Here is a 23978-nt window from a genome sequence, read left to right as displayed (position 1 = left end):
TGGCGGAGGATTGAAAACTGGGAACTGAAAATTTTAAATTGGCCTGAGGCTTGGTGTGTTGTCGTGAGAGTTCATCGATTAGCTCTCAAGTGGCTCCAGCGAAGCAGTCTTCGCTGTCTTGCTGGCGAGCAGAGCATACACGGCGGGCAGCACGAGCAGCGTCGCGACAGTGGCGAGTGAAAGACCGCCGATGGTGGCGATGGCCAGGGGGCTGGTCTGTGAGCGGGCGAGGGCCATGGGGATCATGCCGGCGATCATGGCGAGGGTGGTCATGAGGATGGGGCGCAGACGCGTGGTGGCGCTTTCCAGCGCTGCGTCGCGTTTGCTGAGGCCGGTGAGCTGGGCGCGATGGGCGAAGGTGACGAGGAGGATGGCATTGGCGACGGCGACACCGACGGACATGATGGCACCCATGAAGCTCTGCAGATTGAGCGTGGTGCCAGTGAGCATGAGAGCGAGCAGGACACCGAGAAGAGCGGCGGGAATGGTGGTGAGAACCATGAAGGCGAGGCGCACGCTCTGGAAATTGGCGACGAGGAGCAGGAAGATCGTCACAATGGCGATGAGCAGACCGGTCTGCAGGCCGCTTTGAAGTTCTTTGAGCGGCGGCACCTGGCCACGCAGTGTGACGCTGACACCGGCGGGGGCTGGATTGTCAGCGATGACTTTTTCGACCTTTTTGGCGATGACACCGAGCGGCTGGTCGTGAAGATTCGCGGTGATGGAAACGGTGCGGGCCATGTTGTAGCGGTCATACTGGCCGATGACGCTGCCTTCAGTGATCTTGGCGATGTTACGCAGCGGGACCGGCGGTTTGTTCTGCACCGTGATGGGCACATTGCGCAGATCTTCGAGGCTCTTCATCAGCGGCTGAGGCACCTGAACCTGCAGCGAGTAGCTGACGCCGGTCTTCGTGTCTGCCCAGAAATTCGGCACGGTGAAGCGGCTGCTGGTGGTGGCGGCGACGAGGCTGCGGGTGGCATCGCTCATCTTCACTCCGAGCAGGCCGGCGCGCTCACGGTCGATATGCACATCGACGCTGGGATAGTCGAGCGTCTGGCTGAACTGCACGTCGCGAAGGTCTTTGAGTTCAGCGAGCTTGGTTTTGAGCAGCTCAGCGTGGGCGCGGCTGGCGGCGAAGTCCTTGCCGCTGACGGCTACTTCAATGGGCGTGGGTGAACCTAGGGCCATGACGCGCGAAACGATGTCCGCGGGCTCGAAGGAGAACAGGACCTGGGGAAACTCGGCGGCGAGGCGGGCGCGGAGTTTTTCGCGCAGCGGGGAGATGGCAACGCCGCTGCCGTCTTTGAGCTGGATTTGCAGGATGGCCTCCTCGGGACCGCTGTTCCACTGATGGATGAGATTGATGGGATAGCTCGGCGAATGCACGCCGATGAGGCCCATGGTGATGGAGACTTTGTCGGGGCCGGTTTCCTCGGCGATGATCGCCAGCGTGCGCAGGGCGATCTGCTCGGTGGTTTCGAGGCGCGTGGCCGTGGGGGCACGCAGGCGGAGCTGGAGCTGACCGGCATCGATTTGCGGGAAGATTTCGGTGCCGATGAAGGGCAGCAGGATGCTGATGGCGAAGATCACGCCAACGAGGTAGGCGGGAACGAGGATGTGACGGAGGGCGATGGACGGTTTGAAGAGAAGTGCGAGTCGCTGGGGTGCAGATGCCAGAGCAACCGGGACGGTTGCGCTACGGGGATCTGCAACCGGGACGGTCGCACTACGGTGCCACCAGATGTTCAGGATGGGGACGAGCGTGCTGGAGAGCAGATACGAGGCGATCATGCTGAAGCCGACGGCGAGGGACAACGGCAGGAAGAGGGCTTTCGCAGCGCCGGTCATGAAGAAGCTTGGCACGAAGACGGCGAGAACGCAGAGCATGGAAAGCGAGCGCGGGCCGATGGTTTCTTCGGAAGCGTCCAAGACAAGACGGGCAAGCGAACGGCTGCCACCTTGTTTCATGTGGCGATGGATGTTTTCGATTTCGACGGTGGCTTCATCCACGAGAATACCGACGGCGAGCGCGAGGCCGCCAAGGGTCATGAGGTTGATCGTGTAGCCACCGATCCACAGTGCGAGCACCGCTGCTGCGATGGCGAGGGGGATGTTTAGTACGACGATGAAAGCGCTGCGGAGATCGCGCAGGAAGAGGAGCACCATGAGGCCGGTGAGCGCGGCTCCCAGGATGCCTTCTTTGACGAGATCGCGGATGGCGCGGATGATCCAGGGGCTTTGATCGAACTCGAAGGTGACGTTGATGTCCTCGGGACAGGCTGCTTTGAACTTGGGCAGGTTTTGTTTCACCAGTTCGACGACACTGAGAGTGGAGGCATCGCTGCGTTTCGTGACGGGCATGTAGACGGTGCGTTTGCCGTTCACGATGGCGATGCTGTACATCATGTCGCTGCCGTCGCTGACTTCGCCGATGTCGCGCACATAGACGGCACCCTGATCGGTGACCTTGACCGGCACGGCAGCGAGGTCCTGGATGTTTTTGACGACGGCGTTGGTGGGGACGATGGGGAAGCTGTGGGGCAGCGCGAGATTGCCGCTGGGGCTGATGGTGTTTGCGGCGGTCATTGCAGCCACGATGTCATCGGGGGAAAGGCCATAGGCGCGGAGACGGTCCGGCTTCACATTGATCAAAATGGTGCGCGCACTGCCGCCAAACGGTGGTGGTGCGGAGACACCGGGCAGCGTGGCAAAGAGCGGGCGCACCATGTTGAGCGCGGCATCCTGCATCTGGCCGACGGTACGGGTGGGGTTCTCGGTGGAGAAAACGAGATTGCCAACGGGAACACTGCCCGCATCAAAACGTGTGACGAAGGCTCCCGGTGTGCCCGGCGGCATGAAAGAGCGCGCGCGGTTCACATACGCGATGGTTTCTGAGAGCGCGGCGGACATGTCCGTGCCGGGATGAAACTGCAGCTTCATGATCGAAGCGCCCTGGATGTTCTTGGACTCCACGTGCTCGATGCCGGCGATGTAGAGAAAGTGGTACTCGTAGTAGTAGGTTAGGTAGCCTTCCATCTGCAACGGGTCCATGCCGCCGTAGGGCTGTGCGACGTAGATGGTCGGAATGCCCAATGTGGGAAAGACATCACGCGCCATCTTTTCCTTGGCCTGCCACGCACCGAGGAGGATCGCCACGACGATGACGATGACGGTCCATGGATGGCGGAGGGCGAAACGGGGAAGGGACATGGGAGGGTGGGCTGGTAACTTGCGGATACAATGATTCTATCGGTTGGATCAGCCGTGGATTAGATGCCTTAGAAGTCCCAAGCCTGCGCAAGCGCCGATCACGGGCATGAGTCCGACTTTAAGGCGCTGCATGGTGATGAAGGCGGTGATGGCAAGAACAGCGACGAAGGCATCAAAGCCGCCGCTGACGGGCCACAGCGCGTGGGTGGTGAACTTCACGCCTAGATTAAGAATGACACCGACCACCGCAGCAGTGATCGCGGTGAGCGCGGCGCTAAGGCGGGGCTGCTCGCCGAGTTTTTCGATTTGGGGAGCGCCGAGGAAGATGAAGAGGAAGCATGGAATGAAGGTGACCCAGGTGGTGATGAGCGCACCGACGGTGGCTCCGGCGAAGGGCGTCAGAGCGCCAGGCTGCTGCCAGCCGCCGACGAAGCCGACGAACTGAAGCACCATGATGAGGGGGCCAGGAGTGGTCTCTGCAAGGGCGAGTCCGCTCATCATTTGCGGATGCGAAAGCCAGCCATAGTTTTCCACGGCCTGCTGCGCAACATAGGGCAGCACCGCATAAGCACCGCCGAAGGTGACGAGGGCGGCCTTGCTGAAGAACAAGCCCTGCTGCGCCTGTGTGCTGCTCCAGCCGAGCCACCCGGCGATGGCGAAGACAGGCAGCCACCACAGCGTGAGGCACAAGGCGGTGATGGTGAAGGTGCGCGCCCACGTGGCCCTGGGCGCAGGCGGCAAGATGATGGAGGGGGCGCTCTCTTTGGCGGTACCGTGGCCTTTGCCAGCGGGGAACTGTTTCGGCAGCACTTTATTGCCGACGTAGCCGAACATTGCAGCGCCGAGCACGATGAGAACAAAGGAAATCTGGAAGAAGTAGATGGCGACAAAGCTCAGCGCGGCCACGAGCCAGAGCGTGGGGCTTTTGAGCGCCTTTTTGCCGATGCGAAGCACCGCCTCTGCCACGACGGCGATGACAGCGCCAAGGAGGCCGTGGAAGATGGCTGCGAGCCATGGGAGATGCCCGCCTGCCATGTAGAGCCAGCTCAGGCCGAACAGGATGAAGACGGACGGCAGCACAAACAAGGCTCCAGCCGCGATGCCCCCCTTGGCACCATGCAAGCGCCAGCCGAGGTAGGTGGCGAGCTGTTGCGCCTCGGGGCCAGGCAGGAGCATGCAGAAGTTCAGTGCGTGCAGGAAATGGGCGTCACTGATCCAGCGGCGCTTGTCGACCAGCTCCTTGTGCATGATGGCGATCTGCCCGGCAGGACCGCCGAAGCTGATGCAGCCGAGTTTGAACCAGTAGCGCAGGGCCTGGCCGAAGGTGGGCATGGATGGAACTTCGGCGTTCATCGTTTCCTGGTGGTCTTGCTGCGGGTGGAGAGCTGGCGGTGCAACGCATCGAAGCAGTCAAAGCCACGCATGAGGATGTCGTGATCCGTCCAGCCCATCTGCGCCCAGCCGCGAAAGATGGCGAGCAGGCCAGCTCCCTCCTGCGTGCCGTGGCGGCCATCACCCAGATCGGCGTCGTGAATGATGGCTGCGACTTTTTTTAATCCAGAATCGTTGAGTGTGAAGCGTTTGATGAGCGTCTCGAAGGTGCAGTCGTCGCCATGATGGCCGAATTCAACACCGACCATGTCATACGGCAGTGCGGTGGGATGCGCGCTGACATCGGCGGCAAAGACGAAGGCGGCCTTGGGATCAATGAAGCGCTGGATCAGCCACGCCGAGCCGACACGATCCACTTCAGGGCGCGGACGCGTAAGCCAGATGCGCTTCTGGTAGTTTTTGATCGAGAGCGATTTTGATTTTGAGCCTGACGCGCCCCCATCTAGACGGCGCAGGAGCATCTCCACATCTGCCGCTTTTGGACAGTCGAAGAAATCAATCTGCCGGATGGTCTGGAAACGTGAGGCAAGCTTTTCCACCTCCTCCGGGTCTGCCTTCGGTTTTTTTCCTTTCAGCGGCAGCAGCGGGCGCGCGGCTTCGATGACCTCAACGTAGTCCGCTGTGCGAGCCTCTTGAAACATCGTCATCAGTTCGTCATCGCTGACGCCGTCCACATCATTCGCCCGCACGAGCGTGGCGTTGCCGCCCTGCTCGCGCACGCGCTGGGCCAGCCACTGAAAGCTCTCGTAGAGATCCGGCCGGTCGGGCAGTACGGAGGCGGAGGTCTTCAATGACACTGCTCCCATGCGCTTGAGCTGCCGCCAGAGGGAAAGGCGCAAGGCTCCGGTGTTTGGCGGCAGGCTGTAGAGAAGCAGGAGCCAGGAAAGTTCCGTCATTTGAAACAGGTGTTACCAGACTGAAACGAATTTTGCAAGATTAGTCTTGATTATTCCCGTTTGGCACGGCCAGTATCCGCGCAGCGTGCGATCAATCATCATCATTCCTTAAAGGGCCAATCCCATGAAACCAACCACTCTGCTTTTCACCCTGCTTGTTTGCGTTCCTATGTACGCTCCGGCGCTCGACAACGCGAAAATTGAAGAACTGACGGGCCTCAAGGGCACGTTCAACGAATCGGAGAAAGTTTTCAAAGTCACCTTTCCGCGTGGCGATCTCGGCGTCACCATTGATGAATGGAAGATGCCCGCCTTCATGGGTTTGACGACCTGGGCCGCCTTTACCGAGGGCAAGACGGCGGAGGCGATGGTCATGGGTGACTTTGTGCTGATGCAGGACGAGGTGAATCCCGTGATGAGCGATCTGCTGGATGCAGGCCTGTCCGTGACCGCGCTGCACAACCATTTCTTCTACGATGAGCCGAAGGCGTACTTCATGCACATCGCAGGTGAAGGCACTACGGAGAAACTGGCGCAGGCAGTGCGTGCCGGGATGGACAAGGTGAAGAGCATCCGTGCGGCAGCGCCACAGCCAGTGAAGTCGTTTGGCGGCGGGATTCCCGATAAAAGCTCCATTGCTGCCGCGTCGCTTGTCGCCGTGATGGGTGGCAAACCCCAGGAGAAGGACGGCATGGTGAAATTCGTCATCGGGCGCACGGCGAAGATGTCCTGTGGCTGCGAAATCGGCAAAGAGATGGGCGTGAACACCTGGGCTGCGTTTGCCGGGACGGATGACAACGCCGTGGTGGACGGTGATTTCTGCTGTCTGGAGGGCGAACTGCAATCCGTGCTCAAGAGATTGCGTGCTGGAGGCATCAACATTGTCGCCATTCATCATCACATGACGATGGAGGAGCCGCGCTACATCTTTTTGCACTACTGGGGCCGTGGGAAGGCCGCTGAACTTGCGGGCGTGCTTAAATCCGCCCTTGATGTGCAGGGCAAATAATCAGGTCACTGATCCATATGAAAGCCGTGGCGCTGTTCATGGTTCTTATCCTGTTCCAGGGGTGCGCCAGCTCGTTTTTTTTTCCGGAGCTCAGGCCTCTGTTTGCGGGACTGGATGAGACGAGGATGTCCGCCAAATCGAGAGATGCGCTGGCCGAAGCGAAGTTTGATTTCGAGCTGGCGCGCAAAGGCAAGCCTCCACAGTTTGCGCGCTTCATCAGCGATGATCCGCCTGTTGAGCCCAAGACCTATCAGGGGCGGGGCTACAAGCTGATGATCTACAATGGCGGTCCTCGTCTTCGTGTGGGGCCGGCGATTGTGGTAGAGCCGACCATCACTGGTGGCGGCCCTTTCCACTACGATGAGAGCAATGAACAATGGGATTGAAGCCAGGCGACATGGAGGTGCTAACATCTCAATCACGGTCGGTGTTCATTGAACATTCTCTGGTGGGCCTGGCTGCTCCGCCCAATGTGCAAGGCCTGACGGGAATCAGAGTTTATTCAACGAATTCCCCCAAGCCATGAACTGCGACCACCTTATCATCCACAGTGGCAAAGGGGACTCCGGCAAAACGACGGTTGGTCAGCTGATTGCTAGGTCTTGAATCATCTCTCAGGCGACTGAACATAAAAACCCCAAGGCCAATAGCCTTCAATATTTGTGAAATATAGTTTTTTGTCGGAACCCGTGCCTCAGCGCGGCTGTGGATGAGCAAGCAGAAGCCTCGTGGAAGGGTGGGGAGGCATCAGCGAAGCACAGCCAACAGTGGCGCGGTCATGGCGGGCGGAGGAATCGCCTGGCTTGCCATTCGCGTAGCGATGCCAAGCGGGGCGATTGAGGTGGCTTGATGGCCCCACGCACTTGGGATGGCGCAGATGACGAGGTTGCCGAGAGGGCGGTTTGCATCTGGGACATCTGAAGTGCCTCGAAGCCGGCGGGCGGAGATGGGACTGCGCGAAGACGCAGGCTGACCGGAGCCGGGGCTGTGAAACTTGAGGGCGTTGCGGGACACCTCCCGCTCGAAGGGGTAGCGGCGCACGAAGTAGCCGCGAGGGGAAGGCCTTCCCCAACCAAAAGCTCAAGTCCAAGGATGAAAAATACCCAACGCATGGATCGCGAGCGCACCCGGTGTTGCTGCTACTTACTGACTTCTGGATCGTATCCCAAATAGGCCAACAACATCTGCCGATTCTGCTCAGATGGAGGGTTTTTATGCAGTTCCCAATATTTGAGCGTGCCCTTTGAAATCCCCAGTTGGCAAGCCAGTTCCTTCATCGTCAGATTCTCTTTCAACCGCTTGGCCCGCACATGATCAGCAAGGCAGGTCGGGTTCAAATGCCTGTCAGACCGCAGCCACCAACGCCGCTTATAGCGCCCCCGATTGACCAACAACCGCCGTTGATGAAAAGCCAACAAACGCATCCGGGAGCAAGAAGACGGGCGGGCTGATGCCAGCAATGTAGCCTTGTTGCTGTGCAACAAGGACTGTCTCCAAATCGCCCAAGTTTTACGGTGTTTCCAACCGCAGGTGTTTGCGGCGCTTTCCCTGTTCCGCAGGAACAGGGCTACTTTAATACACCGCCTTGCGGTGAAACAGAAAGCTCTCGGCGAGCAGCAAAACCAGCGCGAGCCAGATCAGGCGCTTGGGCCAGGTGCTGAAGGAGGAGGCGGTGATGACGGGGGCGGCGGGCTGAACGGAACGCGCGGCATCCGTGGAGAGGGCGGGGAGGTTCGTCTCGGCGGCGGAGATCAGGGCGCAGGCGCCGCTGCGGTCCTTGCCGGTTTCCCAGCTGCCGATGCGGTTCAGCGCGAGGAGGCCGTGCGCGGGATCGTCGGACACTTCGATGAAGGACTCGCCGTTCCACGCGTGCCATTGCACGAGGCTGTCGGTGTGCAGCATCTCGCCGGTGTGCAGGGTGCGCATGTCGGTGAGGGCTTCGCTGTTTTCGGCGCACCAGTAGAGCGCGTTGCCGAGGATGAGGGGAAAGGAGGGCAGCAGGGCGAGCTGCTCGGACTGCGAGGGTGAGAACGCGGTGACGACGAGGCGCTGGCCGTTGAACTCTCCGGCGGCGAGCACGGGCTCGTTGCCGGCAAACCACAGCGGCTCGACCGAGGCGGGCAGTTTGAGCAGGGTGGTCTGCGTGACGGCGATGCGGCTGCTGCTGGCGCGGAAGAGCAGGGGATGGTCCGGCTGCACGGAACGCACGCCATCATGCGGGATGCTCTTGATGGCGCGTGCCTGCAGCGGGCCGGAGCTGCTCTGCGGTGTGAGGGCGATCACCGGGCGGTCGGTGGGCAGTTCCTTGGGCAGCCAGTTTTCAAACACAAACACGTCGGGCTGCTCCTTCGGCGGCCAGGCCTTGGGGTCGCCTTTGCGCATTTCGATGCGGCCGTTTTCGATGAGGGCTGAGAGCGCGAGCTCGGTGAAGGGATCGGGTTTGTCAGCAAACCACGCGACAGTGAGGGGTCTTGTTTTGGGCAGCGGTGCGGCGAGGCCATCGTCCCAGCCGAAGCAGTCGCCGGCGGTCTTCAGGCGGATCTCCATCTGCTGGCCGCGCACGCCTTCCAGAGGCAAGATGAGAGCGCTGGATTCACCGGGGGCGAGATCGAGCTCGCGGAGCTGAGCGATGCGCCCGGCGATGGAAATTTCGAGCGTGGTGGTGGCCTTGTCCTTGTTGGCGGCGGAGGCGCTGACTTTCACGAAGGCCTCGTAGCGATCACGCGCCAGCGGGCTGTGGCGGATCTGAAAGCCGGTGAGGCCCACATTGAGCGGCTCCTTGAGGGCCACGGGAATCCAATCGACCGCAGTCGTTGAGGACGGCTGTGCATCACTCGCCATCCAGATGCGGGAGTGGGTTTCGAGATCCGCGAGGCGCTGGGCCACGGTCAGTGCCGACTCCGGTTTGCCCTCGATGGGCGTGGGCGTGAGCTCTTCGAGCAGGCGCAGGCATTCGCGGTGGTTGCGGCTGCGGGAGAGCAGCACGCGGGCGCGAGCATCAAAGGCGATGAGGGATACCACGGTCTGGTCTGGTAGCGCGCGGATGCGTTCCTTCACGCGCTGCTTGGCGGCGTCCAGCCGGGTCTGGCCCTGCAGATCCTGCGCGGCCATGGAGGCGGAGCAATCGACCACCATGACGACGGCGCTGATGGCATCGGCGGAGAGATTCCCGCTGGGCCGTGCCAGCGCCAGGATGGCGAAGAGCAGCACCAGCAGCGTGAGCAGCAGCGAGAGCCACTTCTTGATGCGGCGCAGCCACGCGGACTCCTGATGCTCACGCGCGAGCGATTTGAAAAACAGCAGCGTGGAAACCGGCACCCGCTTCGCCTGCCGGCGGAAAAGCCACAGCACCAGCGGGATCAGCGCGAGCCAGAGGAGGTGCAGGTAGCTGGGGGTGAGGAAGCGCACTTGGAATGACTAATGACGAATGTGGAATGACGAATGCCGGAGGAGCCGTGGTGGCTTCGAAGATGGTTGGAATTCGTCATTCGTCATTCTGCATTCGTCATTTTCTGAGTTCATCCAGCGCCTGCTTCAGATGCCCTTCGAGGACATCCTTGCTCACGTAGGCTTCGCCGATTTTGCGCAGCAGGACGAAGCGGATCTTGCCGTTTTCGAATTTCTTGTCGGTGCGGGCGATGCGCATGATCTCCTCGGTGTCGAGATCGTCCGGCAGGCGCAGGGGGAGATCGCAGAGCTTGAGGAGGTTGAGGATGCGCTCGTAGTGATCACTGGTGAGATCGGAGACTTGGGTGGAGAGCCAGGCGGCGGCGCGCAGGCCGAGGCTGATGGCCTCCCCGTGCAGCAGCCGGCCGTAGCCTGCAGCGGCCTCAATGGCATGGCCGAGGGTGTGGCCGAAATTCAGCAGGGCGCGGGTGCCGATGGTCTCATATTCATCGGCCTCAACGATGACGGCCTTGATGGCGATGTTCCGGCGGATGAGGCCGACGATGTCTCCCTTGCCGGCGGCGATGTCTTCGATGGCCTTGAACATGGACTCATCGCGAATGCAGGCGTGCTTGATGATCTCCGCAAAGCCCTCGTTCCACTCGCGGGTGGGGAGGGAATTGAGGGTGTCGAGATCGGCGATGACGTGCACTGGCTGGTGAAAGCAGCCGACCATGTTTTTCGCATTGGGCAGGTTCACGCCGGTCTTGCCGCCCACGGAGCTGTCCACCTGGGAGAGCACGGTGGTGGGCACCTGCACATAAGGAATGCCGCGCTGGTACACGGAGGCGCAGAAGCCCGCGAGATCGCCAATGACGCCGCCGCCGAGGGCGACCACGAAGCTCTTGCGGTCCAGGCCAAAGCGCACCATCTCGCTGAGCACGGACTCGCTCCAGGTGAGGGATTTGGAGGACTCCCCGGCGGGCACGGTGATGAGGTGGGGCTTTTTGCCGGCATCGCGCAGGCTTTGCAGCACCTTCTCAGCGTAGAGCGGGCCCACATTCGAATCCGTGACCACGGCGCAGCTCGTGCGGTCCGGCAGCTTTTTGTTCACCTCTTCACCCAGCGTTTTGAGCATGTCGCGACCGACTTGGACGAGGTAGCTGCGTGGGCCTAGATTGACGAAGACGGGGCGGACGGGCTGGACGGGCGGAGGCATGGAAAAAGTTCGAGGAGATGGGGGAGTGCGTACTCTGCCGCCGGAACGGAATCGAGGCAAATCGTTTGGAAGCAGCGCTCGCGCCGAAACCACGTGATTTGTCGCTTGGCATAATGCCTAGTGGACTGCTGAATGGCGGCGAGGGTGTCCGCCAGAGACGCCTGCCCGGCCAGGTGGGCGCGGATTTCCCGCACGCCGATGGCCTTTTCCGCCGTGGGGGAGAGCGGGCCCAGGGCGCGGACTTCCTCGATGAGCCCGGCGGCAAACATGTCCAGCGTGCGCTGATTGATGCGGCGGTAGAGCGTCTCGCGGTCCCATGTGAGGATGACGCCGTTCACCTGTGGCTCGGCTTGCTCAAACGAGCGCCGCAGGCCGGACTGCGGGCGGCCGGAGAGCAGGCAGATCTCCAGTGCACGCTCCACGTAGCGGGGATTGCGCAGGTTCACGGTGGTGGCGGCTTCGGGATCGCGCTGCAGCAGCCACACGATTTTCTCTCCGGGGCTGAGGTGCTGAAACTGCGCCCGGAGCTGCGGCGAGGCGGCGGGCAGGGGAGAGAGGCCATGGGTGAGCGCCTTGATATAAAGCCCGGAGCCACCCACCACGATGGGCACGCGGCCACGTGCGGCGATGTCCTCTATCTTTGGCAGCGCCAGCGCATGGTAGCGCTGCGCATCGCAGGCCTCTGTGAGGGGGATCACGCCGTAGAGGTGGTGCGGCACGCTCGCCAGCTCCGCCGGGGAAGGCTTGGCCGTGAGGAGGTCCATGCCCGCGTAGAGCTGAAAGGCATCCGCATTCACGATCTCCCCGCCCACGTGCTTTGCCAGGGCGATGGCCAAGGCGGTTTTGCCCGAGGCCGTGGGCCCGGTGATGAAGAAGGTGCTGGCAGGAAGCATTCGGGAGTCGCAGCGGGCTGCGCCTCAGAATTTGCTTTCGATCTTGCGGCCCACGTGCTCGATGCCCTCACCGGTCTTGTGGATGGCGTGGTCCACACCACGGCCCGCACGCGTCATGGGCCCGCCACTGCCACGGCAGGAAGCGAGGGAGAAAACAGCGACAATGAGGAAAGAGGCGATGATTTTCATGGCGGCGCAAACTAGTGCAAGGGGCGGAAAGGCTCAAGCGGGGAGTGAGGGCGCATGATTCGTCCTCGTTCTCCTTCTCGTCCTCGTCCTCGTCCTCGATCCTGCAGCGCCGCTAGGTCTTGAATGCGGAATCTTTCTCCTCTTGCAGAGACGGTGCATGTGTTTCGTTCCCGATGCTTTTCCAGCCCAGCGATCCAAACGCGGGCACCGTGAAAAGGGGGAGAGCGATGGGGCCGCACCGCATGCTGGGACGAAGGAATCTACGGACGCGCACAACGCGTCCCTACCATCCCCTGCGGCGTTTTCGGGGTGGTAGGGAACCGCTGCGCCCTAACTCTTACCCACAACATGAAGCAGCTTCCAGGTTTCGGTCATGTCGTGAAGATGGCGCAGACCTCGCCAGAGGACTTCCATGCCTGGCGGTGGATCGTTCTTGCGATCCAGGTAGCCTCCCAGCCGCGCGATCCAGCGCACCGCCTCGGCGATGCTGGGTGGACTTGGAGTTTTCGTCTTGAGCTGACGCGTGGCCCAGGCGTTTAACACCGCGCACTCCTCGGCCTCCAGCCACTGGGTCGCGGGCTCCTGCGGCTTTTGACGCGCGGCATCGCGCAAGGCCATGAGCCTCCAGGCCACGATCAAGTCCAGGCTCAGCGCCTTGCGCAGTCTCTCCAGGCTGCCCAGACGCCGCGCCTCGCTCTGACAGCCGCTCTTGAGCGTGCGGTGGAACACCTCGATGCCCCAGCGCTTCGCATACCACTGCAGCTGCCGTTGAACCTGCGCCGCATCCCCGCAGGGAATGCTGGAGAGCAGCTTCCAGTGCAACGCTTCGCTGCCTTCCGGCGCGCCAGTCTCCACCGCGTCGATGGCCCAGAGATCCAGCGGTGTGCTCGCACCAAAGAACCGCGCCTTGTCCCGCGGCACCCCCAGCTTCACCGGCGCGCTGCGCAGCACCAGCGTGGCCGTGCGCTCCTTGCGCGTGCCCTGCGCTGGCACCACGATCTCAACACGCGCCAGCTCCGGCTGCGCTTCGAGGTGGTCCCACACCACCTCTCCCGTTTCGTGCAGGCGGCGCGCATGCAGGGCGCGCACGAGCACCGCACATTGCTCGTCGTGCTGCCGGTTGCTCACAAAGAGCTCGTAAAGATCGCTCTCCCGGTCAGCGACGAGCACCAGCCGAGGCTGCCTGCCGGAAGCCGCCTGACGCTGGGCCACGATGGCTTCATAAGCGCTGACCCACCGGTGGCTCTCGCGCTGATCGAGCGCTTTGCGGTTCTTTTGCGCCTGCCGTTGCCGCCGCGAGGGGCCGTCACGCTCGCGCGCCCAGGTGTGGGCATGGAGCACGCCGAGAGCTTCGCCCTGCTCGCTGAAAGCCAGCACGCTGTGCAGCAAGAAGCCCTGCGCGCAGCCATTGCCCTGGCCGATGGGGCCGACACCCTCCGTGCCAGCATGAGTCGTGTGATTGAAGCTCGTCGTGTCAGCCACGGCCAGCACGACCTCATGGCCGGCCATGCGCCCCCAGGTGGCCTCTCGATGACTCTGCCCAATGTCAGCAGCTTCGAGCCGTTCATTGGAGAGCAGACGGTAGGAAGCTTTGGCAGCCGCTTTGCTGCGGCTGCCTTCAGGGATGGAGGCCTGCGGCTGCGCCGCCCAATCTTCAAGCATGATGGCCAGCCGTCGCACAAGACGCGGATCAATGCCACTGAGATGCGCCAGCTCGCGTTGCGACCAGCCCGCCGCCACGGGACTGCCAATACTTTTGCCTTTCGATGACTTTGCTGCTGTCATCTCCCATAGTTTAACCGCACCCGTTTTTGTACAGCGCTCCTTCCTCAAACTTGTGGGTAAGAGTTAGGCTGCGCCGGGTCCGTGATTTCGGGTCTGCAGCGTCTCAGGCGCTCAAAAAGGTGCGCCGTCCTTGGGGCGATGAAAATGCAGGGGGGGCGGCTCGCTCAGACGAGGCCTGCCTGCATCAGGGCTGCCCCGAAGTTGCCGAGTTTCCACACCTAAGCATGGCAACTTGGCAACTCGCGTCGCTGAGGCTCCGCCTGCCAATGGGGCTTCCACTGTTTCCACGGTTTCAACGGGGGAGTGTGTGTCTCCCGCCACCCCCACGGCGCAGACTTCCACGGTTTCCACAGTTTCTGCGGGGGAGTGTGTCTCTCCAGCCCACAACCGTGCGGAGACTTCCACCACTTCCACAGTTTCTGCGGGGGAGAGTGTGAATCAAGCCGATGCCGAGTGGGCCATGGAAGGCTCCGAAGAATGCCAGCAAACCATGGCAACCCAAACCCCCCTTCTGGTTGCCATCCTTGGAGGTGCTTTTGGACTTGAGCGCTTTCATCAGCCTGCATTGCATTGCCACCGTTTTCCAACGGCTGCATCCTGTTGCAGCTTCCTGCGCAGTGTCTGGCACTGGTCGTCAGCGTCGTGGTTGCCGGTTGCCCACCCTAGATTCTCGCGATGGCAACCGGCAACCAGCAGCGGTGGAGCGCAGCCTGCCGATGGGAGGTTGCCACTGTTTCCACAGTTTCAACGGGGGCTGGTGTGAGTTGGTCATGGCATAGTGTTTTGGAGTTTCGCAAAACCCCTGGTAGGATCGCTTCAGATATGGACTGCGGTCGCGCAGTGAGGAACGAACGGAGCTACCGCTTTCGACGTGCTGGTCGGCTCACGTGCATCAGGGATGTTCGAAGGCGGGAGCCGGTTGAGTACCGCAGGCCGGTCAGCCCACGCCTGCCACGAGACGCTCGAAAGCGGCAGCTCCACCCCTTCAGGATTGCGCATTCGCACTCCAAAAGCGCTGGAGCCTTTCAGGCATGGGGTTTTGGAAAATGATAGATACTTCAGGACGTGAATATTCCCATCAAGGGCGGTTTTCATTCCTTGCTGCCATTGTTTTTGATCTCAGCGAAGGCGTGGGCTAGGGCTTTGCTTCCATGACCCTCGACCTCGCCTGGCAGAACTGATTCGTGGAGTGGCTGGGGAAGCCAGTGATGGAAACAGATGGCGGCCAACGAGGAGTTGTTTGTCCACCTGTCATGCTGCGTGTGGACATCCCCCCCCCCGGCGAATGTGGAGAAGTTGGCGAACTTTCTCCCGGGGCCTTGGGTCGGAATGACACCAGCCCCCGTTGAAACGGTGGAAACAGTGGAAGTCATGTGTCGGCAGGCGAAGCCACACCGCCGATGGTTGCCGGTTGCCATCGCGAGAATCTAGGGTGGGCAACCGGCAACCGAGGGGATAAGACAGCCCGAAAATTTGGGGCAGGAAGTGGCAACGGGATGCATGAGGCGGCAACGCAGTGCAGGCCGATGCAATCCATTGAGGCCACGAAAGCGCCAAAGATGGCAACCAAAAGGGGTGTTTTGGTTGCCATGTTTTTTCGCCCCCGCTTCGGAGCCTGCCAGGGCCCACCGGCGCAGGATTGTTCTCACACCAGCCCCCGTTGAAACGGTGGAAACAGTGGAAGTCTCCGCGTCCGCTGGTGGAGGAGAAGGATCATCCTGAGCCGCAGCTTGCACGCCCTGAAATCATGGCAACCAGCAGGAGGCCATAAGTTGCCGTCAGGGTGCGTCCAGTGCAGCCATGAAATACCATGGATTGCCACTCAATGCTACCAGAGGCTTCTGTTTGCGCGGGTTTGCCATTTCTGAAAAGTTGAGTTGCCGAGCTGCCGTGCTTAGGCGTGGAAACCGGCAACTCAGGAGAAGGGGCGGTGGTTTTTGGGGGCAGATGCAGGCCTGCGGAAGTATTCATCATGAGGTTTCCTCACTCTATTTTCTTCTGCCACCCGCATCTCCGCCTTCCGCCTCCTACCCGCTTGCGCGAAGTCGCCACCGCGTGCTAGGTTGGATGAAGCGGCAGGCCAGCAGTGGCTGCTGTCATCTCTGCGCTGCGATCTTCTACTCTCAATCGACCCACGAAGACTCTTTCCCATGCGAACGCCTGCCTTGCTTCTAGCGCTGTCTTTCTGCATCACGGCGGCTCTGGCAGGCGGTTATGCTCCGGATGACTTTCCGAGCTACGCCACCCTTCCCTCGCGGGCAAAGCCGTGGTTCCAGCACCTCGCGGCGGCGCAGGACAATCCGAGCGAAGTCGGCTCGCTGGCCAAGGTGCCGCAGGCCGGGCCTGCCATCGAGGAGCTGATGCAAAAAATCGCCAGCGATCCCGCAGGCAGTCCCGAGCATCTCCGTCTTGTCATCCAGGCCATTCATTGGCGCCGCGGCTTGAGCGCCGCCCATCAGGCCTGGCTGCGCGAGATGCTGCTCTCCAGACTCTCGCGTCCTAATGGACCCGTGGACGAGGTCCTGAAGACCGATGGCCTGCTGCTGCTGGAGTATTCTCCCAGCCCGGACAATGAAGCGGTGCTGGTCCAGTACCTGACCGATACTTCGGCCCCATTCACTTCACCTTATGTTGACAGGCATGCCTCCTATTACGCCATAAAAACGCTGGGCAGGACTGGCACCCTTCGCTCCCTCAGACCGATCATAAAATTCGGAGAAAGTCACTTCTCAGACCCCACAGAAGCAGGCCGAAACCTTTATTATTACGCCGTGGATGCCATCCGACTCATCGAAGGCCGTGCCGCTCCCATGAGTCCCGCGCTGAGCAAGGCCCTGGAAGATGCTTTTCCGTGGTGTATTCCCGATGGTCCGAGCATGGCACGCGCTGAAAAAGCCCTGGCCACCCGCCCGGAGTTCAAGCCCCAGCTCTTCGCCCTTCTCCAAATTCAGTATTTTGAGATCCCCAAATGGGGCGGAAGGGCAGGCACAAAGGCCTTGAGCGCGCTCGCTCTTCGCAGCGATCTCACTCCTGCTGAGCAGAAGTTCATCACCACTGAACTGGAGACCCACGTCGCTCCTGAGGACGAAAGTCCCTTCATCTCCCCGGCCATCCGTCTGCTGGCGCATTATCCCAGCCCTGAACACGAGGCGTTGGTGTTACGCTTCCTCAATCGAGATGCCAAAGACCTCCACGGCGTTAAGGTAGTATTCAACACATTGTCCATCATCGGCGGAGAGAAATCCCTGGCCGCCATGCGTGAGGTGCATGCGAGCCTGAAGGCCAGAAAGGCCGATCAGTTTTTATTGCAGGATCTCGACGGGCACATCACCAACATGCAGCACTGGATCGACCGCGGCACACCCCCGGCTCAGCGTCATTTCTGACCCATTTGGTCTTGGAACCGACACCGGAGCTGTGAGCGCTCACGGCGGCACGGTAAACGTCCCGTCACACGCATCTGCGATCTGCTTGAGCAGGGAGGGCTCGGTGCTGCCGGGCAGGGTTTCTTCGCCGATGCTGATGCAGTGGATGCGGACCTTGTACTGGGTGTGGATGCGCTGGGCGAGGTCCAGCACCATGGCGGGGGTGCCGTCGCTGGGCTGGCCGTCGCTGAGGAAGACGAGGGTGTCGATGTTGCCCTCAGGGAGGACGCGGGTGAGGGCGTGATTGAAGGCTTCGCACATGGGTGTGCCACCGGCGGCCTGGATGCGATCCACAAACTGCACGGCCTGCTTGTGGTTCTTCTCATCGTTCAGCGCCATGCCGCGAGCAGAGAAGCAGGAGTCCACGCGATCCCCAAAGGTGAGGATGCCGTAGCGCAGGCTGGCGGGCTTGTTTTGCAGCGCGGTGAGGAGGTTGCTCATCTGCCCCTTGAGCTTGCCGATGCGGTCGTCGCGGCTCATGCTGCCGCTCACGTCGAGGATGAAGAGCGCGCCTTTGCCACGGATTTCCAGGCCGTAAAATGAGGCCATGTTCACGGCGGGATCCTCCTCCAGAGGCTTGAGCAATTTCTGCAGCTTGAGGAATTCCGCGTAGTCGCTGCGGGGCAGCATTTTCCACGGGATTTTCGACCCCTGCTCGGTGATCCACGCCTTCCATTTCACCGGGTCGTCCACGAAGTCCTGACCGGTGAGCTGAAACAGCGAGGCGTGCACGGCATCGCCGATGGCCTCATCGTTCAGATAGGGCAGGAGGGACTGCAACGCCACGGCACTGCGCATGCCGCCCAGAGCCTCCGCCGCGCAGGCACGCATCACGTGCGCATTGGCAGGCTCCAGCAGCGTGGCCACGCGGGCCACCACGGGGTCCGGATTGTCCTCAAACGCGCCCAGCGCCCGGGCTGCGAGGGCGAGGCGCTCCGGCTCCTTCGCCGCCGAGAGCGGGCCCTTCGCCTGCGCGAGCAGATTCCAGAAAAAGCTGCGCGTCTCCATCAGGTGAGCACCTGAAAAAAACATCAGGGCGTCGTAATCGCAGGCGGGGTGCTTCGTCAGCCAGTCCACCAGGGCTTTGCGCCCTTCGCCCGCAGGCCATTCGGCCACGATCTCCGCCAGGCGCAGCTTCATGCCCAGGCCCACGCGCTTGTCTCCCACGAGGGAGAGCACCGCATCGCCAGCCAGCTTTTGCGCGTACAGATCCTTCAGCGGCGCCAGTGCCTCCTGATCGCCAGCACGGGCGTTTTTCACGAGGCCTTTGAGCACCGCCGCCTCTTCCGCTGCGTGCAAGCCGGTGAGCAGCAGCAGGAATACAAGGCTGGCGAGGACGAGGCGCATGGCGGCTGCGAAGGTGCGGGAGTGAAGAAAAGCCCGCTCAGGGAAGGGGAGTGGCGCATTTTCCAGCCCAGAGTATGAACCTGAAGCCCTCATAACCAAGCCCTAAAGTGAGAACGGAAGGGCAGCGGGGGGAAGGTGAAAGACGAAAATATATTCGTCTTTCTTTCGCAAACAGTCGAAATAGTCTTTGACTGTGCCCCCAATCGTCCTAGTATCGCGCCACTTTTTCGGAACAAAGCCGGGGTGTACTGTCTCCTGACGCCAGTCATGGAGGTTGCCATATCCCGGTTTTCTTGTCGAAAGAGGAGGAGGTTTCTCACCAAACCGCCGCCGGTTACGCTGTTATAGCTCAGTGGTAGAGCACGTCCTTGGTAAGGACGAGGTCGAGGGTTCAAGTCCCTCTAACAGCTCCAGTGGCAGTCCGTGGGGATCTTCGAAACACGACAAACGAACCAGTCCCAAGCGCACCCCCTCAACTAACTCCACCCATGGCTAAAGAAGCATTCCAACGCAACAAGCCGCACGTCAACATCGGCACGATTGGCCACGTTGACCACGGCAAGACCACCCTGACCGCCGCCATCACGACCGTCCTTTCCAAGAAAGGTTTCGCTCAGGCACGTGCATACGACCAGATCGACGCAGCTCCTGAAGAAAAGGAACGCGGCATCACGATCAACACCGCCCACGTGGAGTATGAGACCGACAAGCGTCACTACGCTCACGTCGACTGCCCCGGACACGCTGACTATGTGAAGAACATGATCACCGGCGCCGCTCAGATGGACGGTGGTATCCTCGTCGTTTCCGCCGCTGACGGCCCGATGCCCCAGACCCGTGAGCACATCCTGCTCGCCCGTCAGGTCGGCGTTCCTGCCCTCGTGGTGTTCATGAACAAGGTGGACATGGTGGACGATCCAGAACTCCTCGACCTCGTCGAGATGGAAGTTCGCGACCTCCTTTCCAAGTACGACTTCCCAGGTGACGACATTCCGATCGTCAAGGGTTCCGCTCTCAAGGCCCTCGAAGGCGATCCAGAGCATGAAGCCAACATCCTCAAGCTCATGGAAGCTGTGGACAGCTACATCCCGCTGCCAGAGCGTCCGATCGACAAGGACTTCCTCATGCCAGTTGAAGACGTGTTCGCGATCGAAGGTCGTGGTACCGTCTGCACCGGCCGTGTCGAGCGTGGCATCATCAAGAAGATGTCCGAAGTCGAAATCATCGGCATCCGTCCGACCGTCAAGACCACCGTCACCGACATCGAAATGTTCCGCAAGCTGCTCGACGAAGGTCGTGCAGGCGACAACGTCGGCCTTCTGCTTCGCGGCACGAAGAAGACCGACATCGAGCGCGGTCAGGTCATCGCCAAGCCAGGTTCCGTCACTCCTCACAAGAAGTTCACCGCTGAGGTGTACGTTCTTTCCAAGGACGAAGGCGGCCGCCACACCCCCTTCTTCAACAACTACCGCCCGCAGTTCTACTTCCGCACCACGGACGTGACCGGCAGCGTGAAGCTTCCAGAAGGCGTGGAAATGGTGATGCCTGGTGACAACGTCTCGATCGAAGTCGAGCTGATCACCCCGATCGCCATGGAAAAGACCATCCGTTTCGCTATCCGTGAAGGTGGCAAAACCGTGGGTGCTGGCCGCGTTGCCAACATCCTTGACTAGTCCGCTTTAGTTCGTTTGTCTCGAATCCCGCCGGGTCTGGCGCACAGACCCGGCGGTGATTTCGTCTCCCAGCCGGGAGCGGAACGAGGCGCCGGACTTGCAAATTTGATTCCATCCGTTATCCATTCCGGGAAGTCTTTCTTCGCTAACACAGGTCAGTAGCTCAATTGGTAGAGTAGCGGTCTCCAAAACCGTTGGTTGTGGGTTCGAGTCCCTCCTGGCCTGCCAGCGAAAAATTCCCCGGAAACATCCGCAGAAAACGAAACGCTTCACATGAGTCGCATCCGCAAATACATCGGCGAAGTCATCCTTGAACTCAAGAAGGCCACGTGGCCCTGGGATCCTAAAGAAAAGGGCTTTGCCAAATATCGCGAACTGATTGAATCCACAGTGGTGGTCTTCATCGCGATGATCCTCCTCGGAGCTTTCGTTGCAGCGTTTGACATCAGTTTCAAGTGGGCCTTTGAGGCCGCGCAGAAGCTGGGTGCCTAATTCTCCGTTTCCCCCCACCCACCCCCTTTTCCAAATTCTCTTATGGGAGCTATCCCCGCACCTCGCGACCAGTGGTTTGTCATCCACGTCCGCTCCGGCCTTGAACAGAAGGTCCGTGACAGCATGCTCCGCCGCATTGAGAAAGAGGAGATGGGTGATTACGTCTTCCAGGTTCTCGTGCCGATGGAGCGCGTGGCCGAAGTGAAGAAAGGCAAGCGTTCCGAAAGCAACCGCAAGTTCTTCCCCGGCTACGTCATCGCCAACTGCCATCTCCTCGATGAGCACAACCGCCTGATCGAAAAGACCTGGTACTTCGTCAAGGAAACCGACGGCGTCCTGAACTTCGCCGGCACCAAGGATCACCCGATCTCGATGCGCGCCAAGGAAGTCGAGGCCATGCTGGCCCAGGTGGGCGACAAGGCCGACGGCGCCGTGCCCAAAATCGCCTTCAATCTCGGTGACACCGTGCGTGTGGCCGACGGTCCCTTCGAAAGCCAGAACGGCATCGTCGAGGAAATCGATCCGGAACGCGGCGTGCTGCGCGTGTCCGTCAATATTTTCGGGCGCTCCACACCGGTCGATCTCGAATACTGGCAGGTCGAGAAGGCATAAGCCGACCCGCCGCCCCCTGAATCTCAACTCAAGCAAGCAAGGAACACAAAGACATGGCCAAGGAAATCATCAAACTCATCAAGCTCCAGATCAAAGCTGGTGCCGCCAACCCCGCACCGCCCATCGGCCCTGCTCTCGGTCAGGCCGGTGTGAACATCATGGCCTTCTGCAAGGAGTTCAACGCCGCCACTTCCAAGCTCGGCGGAGACGTCCTTCCAACCGTGATCACGGTTTACAAGGACAAGAGCTTCACCTTCATCACCAAGCAGCCTCCTGCTTCCAACCTCCTGAAGAAGATCGCGAACATCGCCAGCGGCTCCAAGGAAGCGAACAAGATCAAGGTCGCCAAAATCACCAAGGCCCAGCTTCTTGAAGCCACCAAGCTCAAGATCGCCGACCTCAACACTTCCGATCTCACCATGGCGTCCCGCATCATGGCGGGTACCGCTCGCCAGATGGGCATCGAAATCATCGACTAATCACTTCAACCGAAGCAGGAGAACGTCACAGTTCGCCACCACTGCACACCTACCATGCAAAAGAGAAGCAAACGTTACAAGAAAGCAGCCGAGATGGTTCCGGCAGGCAAGGCATTCACGCTTGAAGAAGCGGCCGAGCTCCTGCGCAAACTCCCTGGCACCAAGTTCAACCAGACCGTCACCCTGTCGTTCCGCATGGGTGTGGATCCGAAGAAGAGCGACCAGATGGTTCGTGGCACCTGCCCGCTGCCTCACGGCTCCGGCAAGACTGTGCGCGTCGCCGTCTTCGCCCAGGGCGCCGCTGCTGAAGCCGCCAAGGCCGCCGGTGCTGACATCGTCGGCAACGAAGACCTCATCGCCAAGGTGAAGGAAGGCTTCACCGACTTCGACGTCGCCATCGCCACTCCGGCTGCGATGAATGAAGTTCGCAAACTCGGCAAGCAGCTCGGACCTCGTGGCTTGATGCCCAACCCACGTACCGGCACCGTGACTGAAGACACCGCCGCCGCCGTCAAGGCCGTCAAGGCAGGTCGTGCTGATTTCAAGCTCGACAAGAACGGCAACATCGCCTCCTCCGTCGGCAAGGCTTCCTTCGAAGTGGCCCAGCTTGCTGAAAACGCCACCTCCCTCATCGAAGCCGTGGTGCGCGCCAAGCCCGCCTCCGCACGTGGCCGCTACGTCGAAACCATCACTCTCGCCGCCACCATGTCGCCTGCTCTCCGCATCGACGTGTCGAAGTACGTCAAACTCTAATTTATAGAAGCACTGTATCATGAAAGAACTCAAAACATTGCTCATTGATGACCTTCTGAAGCGGGTCAATGCCTCCCCATTCCTGTTCGTCGTGGATTACACCGGCCTGAAGGTCGCGAAATTCGCCGAACTGCGCAAGCGCCTCAGCGTTGTCGGGTCGGAGATTCACGTCTTCAAAAACAACCTGGTGAAGAAGGCTGCTGAAAAGGCCGGCTATCCTGGTGATCTGAGTGCCCACCTCACCGGCCAGAGCGCCTTCGTGACGGGTGCCAAGGACGTCTTCGGCGCCGCCAAAATCCTCAAGAATTTCCAAGCCGAGTTTGAAAAGCCGGTGATGAAAGTTGGCGTCCTTGACGGCAACCTTCTGGACACCGCAGCCATCAAAGTCCTTGCCGATCTGCCTTCCCGTGAAGTGCTCCTCGCCCAGCTCCTCGGTGTGCTCCAGGCTCCGGCTTCCGCCCTCGCCCGCGTGCTCCAGGCGAAGGTCGACAAAGAAGGCGCTCCTGCTGAGGAAGCCGCTCCAGCCGCTGCCGCTGAAGAAGCCGCGCCTGCTGCTGAAGCCGCCGCACCTGCTGAACAACCCGCGTAAACCCCATTTGATTAGATGGCCCGTCACACGGCCTGAATACCCCAACACCCAATGGTTCCTCGCCGGAGCAAAAGCTTTTGCTCTTAATTTATCCGCAGCTGCGGAACGCGGCGACACCGACAAAATACTATGGCTGACCTGAATAAAATCGTTGAAGAACTGAGCACGCTTACCGTCCTGGAAGTTGCCGAACTTGTGAAATCCCTCGAAACGAAGTGGGGCGTTAGCGCCGCTGCTCCTGTCGCCGCCGCCGGCGCTGGTGGTGCTGTCACTGCAGCTGTCGTGGAAGAGAAGACCGAGTTCGACGTCATCCTGACCGAAGCTGGCACCAACAAGATTGGCGTCATCAAAGAAGTCCGCGGCGTTGTTCCTGGCCTTGGCCTTGCAGAAGCGAAGAAGCTTGTCGAAAGCGCTCCGCAGACCCTCAAGGAAGGCTGCAAAAAGGAAGAAGCCGAAGAGATCAAGAAGAAATTGGAAGCCGCTGGCGCCAAGATCACGATCAAGTAGTCTCACGTTCCTGCTCTTTTCCGCGTGGCGTCTGCCATCATCCGCAGCGCCGCGCGGTCAGGAGCCTTTTCAAGTTAGTGTCAGTCTCAATCCCCTGTTCGTTTCGTTCCATCGCATG

General features: G+C 60.7%; 21 protein-coding genes and 2 tRNA genes. 12 read left to right on the top strand and 11 right to left on the bottom strand.

What is annotated here, in order from left to right:
- Positions 1-78 precede the first annotated feature (78 nt).
- From AC3RLQ_RS13015 to AC3RLQ_RS13005, 3 genes are read right to left on the bottom strand one after another with little or no spacing between them, the layout of a single operon-like run.
- Positions 79-3213 carry an efflux RND transporter permease subunit gene (locus AC3RLQ_RS13015; RefSeq protein ID WP_493037700.1) on the bottom strand — a complete coding sequence of 1045 codons (3135 nt, stop codon included), beginning with the start codon at positions 3211-3213 and terminating at the stop codon, positions 79-81.
- A gap of 48 nt (positions 3214-3261) precedes the next feature.
- A complete protein-coding gene (gene chrA, locus AC3RLQ_RS13010) occupies positions 3262-4566 on the bottom strand; it encodes a chromate efflux transporter (RefSeq protein ID WP_493037698.1) in 1305 nt (434 codons plus the stop codon).
- The gene (locus AC3RLQ_RS13005) at positions 4563-5501 is read right to left on the bottom strand and encodes a chromate resistance protein ChrB domain-containing protein (RefSeq protein WP_493037696.1); all 939 of its coding nucleotides are present in this window, start codon (positions 5499-5501) and stop codon (positions 4563-4565) included. Before AC3RLQ_RS13005 ends, chrA begins: the two co-directional genes overlap by 4 nt.
- 124 nt (positions 5502-5625) lie before the next feature.
- Between AC3RLQ_RS13005 and AC3RLQ_RS13000 the strand changes: the two genes are divergently transcribed.
- Together AC3RLQ_RS13000 and AC3RLQ_RS12995 are read left to right on the top strand one after the other, a co-directional pair.
- Positions 5626-6510, top strand: a complete 885-nt coding sequence (locus AC3RLQ_RS13000) for a DUF1259 domain-containing protein (protein WP_493037694.1) — start codon at positions 5626-5628, stop codon at positions 6508-6510.
- Between the two features lie 125 nt (positions 6511-6635).
- Positions 6636-6896 (top strand): hypothetical protein, encoded by a 261-nt coding sequence (locus tag AC3RLQ_RS12995; protein WP_493037692.1) that lies wholly within the window; start codon positions 6636-6638, stop codon positions 6894-6896.
- Between the two features lie 753 nt (positions 6897-7649).
- On the opposite strand, the gene AC3RLQ_RS12990 is transcribed toward AC3RLQ_RS12995, so the two are convergent.
- The 7 genes from AC3RLQ_RS12990 to AC3RLQ_RS12960 form a co-directional block, all read right to left on the bottom strand.
- Positions 7650-7934, bottom strand: a complete 285-nt coding sequence (locus AC3RLQ_RS12990; RefSeq protein ID WP_493037690.1) for a helix-turn-helix domain-containing protein — start codon at positions 7932-7934, stop codon at positions 7650-7652.
- A 148-nt stretch (positions 7935-8082) separates the two neighbouring features.
- Positions 8083-9918, bottom strand: a complete 1836-nt coding sequence (locus tag AC3RLQ_RS12985; protein ID WP_493037688.1) for a vWA domain-containing protein — start codon at positions 9916-9918, stop codon at positions 8083-8085.
- A gap of 97 nt (positions 9919-10015) precedes the next feature.
- The gene (gene aroB, locus AC3RLQ_RS12980) at positions 10016-11116 is read right to left on the bottom strand and encodes a 3-dehydroquinate synthase (RefSeq protein ID WP_493037686.1); all 1101 of its coding nucleotides are present in this window, start codon (positions 11114-11116) and stop codon (positions 10016-10018) included.
- Positions 11071-12009 (bottom strand): tRNA (adenosine(37)-N6)-dimethylallyltransferase MiaA, encoded by a 939-nt coding sequence (gene miaA, locus AC3RLQ_RS12975; RefSeq protein WP_493037684.1) that lies wholly within the window; start codon positions 12007-12009, stop codon positions 11071-11073. Before miaA ends, aroB begins: the two co-directional genes overlap by 46 nt.
- Positions 12010-12033: 24 nt before the next feature.
- Positions 12034-12198 carry a hypothetical protein gene (locus AC3RLQ_RS12970; protein ID WP_422320256.1) on the bottom strand — a complete coding sequence of 55 codons (165 nt, stop codon included), beginning with the start codon at positions 12196-12198 and terminating at the stop codon, positions 12034-12036.
- A gap of 330 nt (positions 12199-12528) precedes the next feature.
- The gene (locus tag AC3RLQ_RS12965) at positions 12529-13983 is read right to left on the bottom strand and encodes an IS4 family transposase (RefSeq protein WP_493036248.1); all 1455 of its coding nucleotides are present in this window, start codon (positions 13981-13983) and stop codon (positions 12529-12531) included.
- Positions 13984-15696: 1713 nt separating this feature from the next.
- Positions 15697-15957, bottom strand: coding sequence for a hypothetical protein (locus AC3RLQ_RS12960; RefSeq protein WP_493037682.1), 261 nt, complete (start codon positions 15955-15957; stop codon positions 15697-15699).
- Between the two features lie 176 nt (positions 15958-16133).
- On the opposite strand from AC3RLQ_RS12960, the gene AC3RLQ_RS12955 reads away from it, so the two are divergent.
- Positions 16134-17369: a hypothetical protein gene (locus AC3RLQ_RS12955; protein WP_493037680.1), complete on the top strand. Its 1236-nt coding sequence runs from the start codon at positions 16134-16136 to the stop codon at positions 17367-17369.
- 39 nt (positions 17370-17408) lie between these two features.
- Here the strand turns inward: AC3RLQ_RS12955 and AC3RLQ_RS12950 are convergent, their stop codons facing one another.
- Positions 17409-18755: a vWA domain-containing protein gene (locus AC3RLQ_RS12950; RefSeq protein WP_493037678.1), complete on the bottom strand. Its 1347-nt coding sequence runs from the start codon at positions 18753-18755 to the stop codon at positions 17409-17411.
- A 338-nt stretch (positions 18756-19093) separates the two neighbouring features.
- On the opposite strand from AC3RLQ_RS12950, the gene AC3RLQ_RS12945 reads away from it, so the two are divergent.
- From AC3RLQ_RS12945 to rplL, 9 genes are all read left to right on the top strand, one after another.
- A tRNA-Thr gene (locus tag AC3RLQ_RS12945) sits at positions 19094-19168 on the top strand.
- A 75-nt stretch (positions 19169-19243) separates the two neighbouring features.
- Positions 19244-20428 (top strand): elongation factor Tu, encoded by a 1185-nt coding sequence (gene tuf, locus AC3RLQ_RS12940; RefSeq protein ID WP_493037676.1) that lies wholly within the window; start codon positions 19244-19246, stop codon positions 20426-20428.
- Positions 20429-20580: 152 nt separating this feature from the next.
- Positions 20581-20656, top strand: a tRNA-Trp gene (locus tag AC3RLQ_RS12935).
- Between the two features lie 45 nt (positions 20657-20701).
- Positions 20702-20920, top strand: coding sequence for a preprotein translocase subunit SecE (locus tag AC3RLQ_RS12930; protein WP_397384804.1), 219 nt, complete (start codon positions 20702-20704; stop codon positions 20918-20920).
- 42 nt (positions 20921-20962) lie between these two features.
- The gene (gene nusG, locus AC3RLQ_RS12925; RefSeq protein ID WP_422320811.1) at positions 20963-21532 is read left to right on the top strand and encodes a transcription termination/antitermination protein NusG; all 570 of its coding nucleotides are present in this window, start codon (positions 20963-20965) and stop codon (positions 21530-21532) included.
- Between the two features lie 53 nt (positions 21533-21585).
- Positions 21586-22011 carry a 50S ribosomal protein L11 gene (rplK, locus tag AC3RLQ_RS12920; RefSeq protein ID WP_422320810.1) on the top strand — a complete coding sequence of 142 codons (426 nt, stop codon included), beginning with the start codon at positions 21586-21588 and terminating at the stop codon, positions 22009-22011.
- A 54-nt stretch (positions 22012-22065) separates the two neighbouring features.
- Positions 22066-22764 (top strand): 50S ribosomal protein L1, encoded by a 699-nt coding sequence (gene rplA, locus AC3RLQ_RS12915; RefSeq protein WP_395734234.1) that lies wholly within the window; start codon positions 22066-22068, stop codon positions 22762-22764.
- A 19-nt stretch (positions 22765-22783) separates the two neighbouring features.
- Positions 22784-23353, top strand: a complete 570-nt coding sequence (gene rplJ, locus AC3RLQ_RS12910; protein WP_422320809.1) for a 50S ribosomal protein L10 — start codon at positions 22784-22786, stop codon at positions 23351-23353.
- A gap of 129 nt (positions 23354-23482) precedes the next feature.
- Positions 23483-23860, top strand: coding sequence for a 50S ribosomal protein L7/L12 (rplL, locus tag AC3RLQ_RS12905; protein WP_493037672.1), 378 nt, complete (start codon positions 23483-23485; stop codon positions 23858-23860).
- Positions 23861-23978 lie beyond the last annotated feature (118 nt).

The organism is Prosthecobacter sp. GW821-HT29F12 (assembly GCF_058803405.1).
The sequence above is the reverse complement of the archived record's forward strand: the minus strand, read 5'-3'. Positions and strand labels throughout refer to the sequence as shown.

Bases quoted from the DNA above. Each gene is read 5' to 3' on its own strand.
- AC3RLQ_RS12950 (WP_493037678.1), bottom strand. From the start codon at position 18,755: ATGCGCCTCGTCCTCGCCAGCCTTGTATTCCTGCTGCTGCTCACCGGC.
- tuf (WP_493037676.1), top strand. From the start codon at position 19,244: ATGGCTAAAGAAGCATTCCAACGCAACAAGCCGCACGTCAACATCGGC.
- nusG (WP_422320811.1), top strand. From the start codon at position 20,963: ATGGGAGCTATCCCCGCACCTCGCGACCAGTGGTTTGTCATCCACGTC.
- AC3RLQ_RS12955 (WP_493037680.1), top strand. From the start codon at position 16,134: ATGCGAACGCCTGCCTTGCTTCTAGCGCTGTCTTTCTGCATCACGGCG.
- AC3RLQ_RS12960 (WP_493037682.1), bottom strand. From the start codon at position 15,957: ATGATGAATACTTCCGCAGGCCTGCATCTGCCCCCAAAAACCACCGCC.
- rplK (WP_422320810.1), top strand. From the start codon at position 21,586: ATGGCCAAGGAAATCATCAAACTCATCAAGCTCCAGATCAAAGCTGGT.
- AC3RLQ_RS13005 (WP_493037696.1), bottom strand. From the start codon at position 5,501: ATGACGGAACTTTCCTGGCTCCTGCTTCTCTACAGCCTGCCGCCAAAC.
- AC3RLQ_RS13015 (WP_493037700.1), bottom strand. From the start codon at position 3,213: ATGTCCCTTCCCCGTTTCGCCCTCCGCCATCCATGGACCGTCATCGTC.
- miaA (WP_493037684.1), bottom strand. From the start codon at position 12,009: ATGCTTCCTGCCAGCACCTTCTTCATCACCGGGCCCACGGCCTCGGGC.
- AC3RLQ_RS12965 (WP_493036248.1), bottom strand. From the start codon at position 13,983: ATGACAGCAGCAAAGTCATCGAAAGGCAAAAGTATTGGCAGTCCCGTG.
- rplJ (WP_422320809.1), top strand. From the start codon at position 22,784: ATGAAAGAACTCAAAACATTGCTCATTGATGACCTTCTGAAGCGGGTC.
- AC3RLQ_RS13000 (WP_493037694.1), top strand. From the start codon at position 5,626: ATGAAACCAACCACTCTGCTTTTCACCCTGCTTGTTTGCGTTCCTATG.
- AC3RLQ_RS12995 (WP_493037692.1), top strand. From the start codon at position 6,636: ATGTCCGCCAAATCGAGAGATGCGCTGGCCGAAGCGAAGTTTGATTTC.
- aroB (WP_493037686.1), bottom strand. From the start codon at position 11,116: ATGCCTCCGCCCGTCCAGCCCGTCCGCCCCGTCTTCGTCAATCTAGGC.
- AC3RLQ_RS12990 (WP_493037690.1), bottom strand. From the start codon at position 7,934: ATGCGTTTGTTGGCTTTTCATCAACGGCGGTTGTTGGTCAATCGGGGG.
- rplL (WP_493037672.1), top strand. From the start codon at position 23,483: ATGGCTGACCTGAATAAAATCGTTGAAGAACTGAGCACGCTTACCGTC.
- rplA (WP_395734234.1), top strand. From the start codon at position 22,066: ATGCAAAAGAGAAGCAAACGTTACAAGAAAGCAGCCGAGATGGTTCCG.
- AC3RLQ_RS12930 (WP_397384804.1), top strand. From the start codon at position 20,702: ATGAGTCGCATCCGCAAATACATCGGCGAAGTCATCCTTGAACTCAAG.
- chrA (WP_493037698.1), bottom strand. From the start codon at position 4,566: ATGAACGCCGAAGTTCCATCCATGCCCACCTTCGGCCAGGCCCTGCGC.
- AC3RLQ_RS12970 (WP_422320256.1), bottom strand. From the start codon at position 12,198: ATGAAAATCATCGCCTCTTTCCTCATTGTCGCTGTTTTCTCCCTCGCT.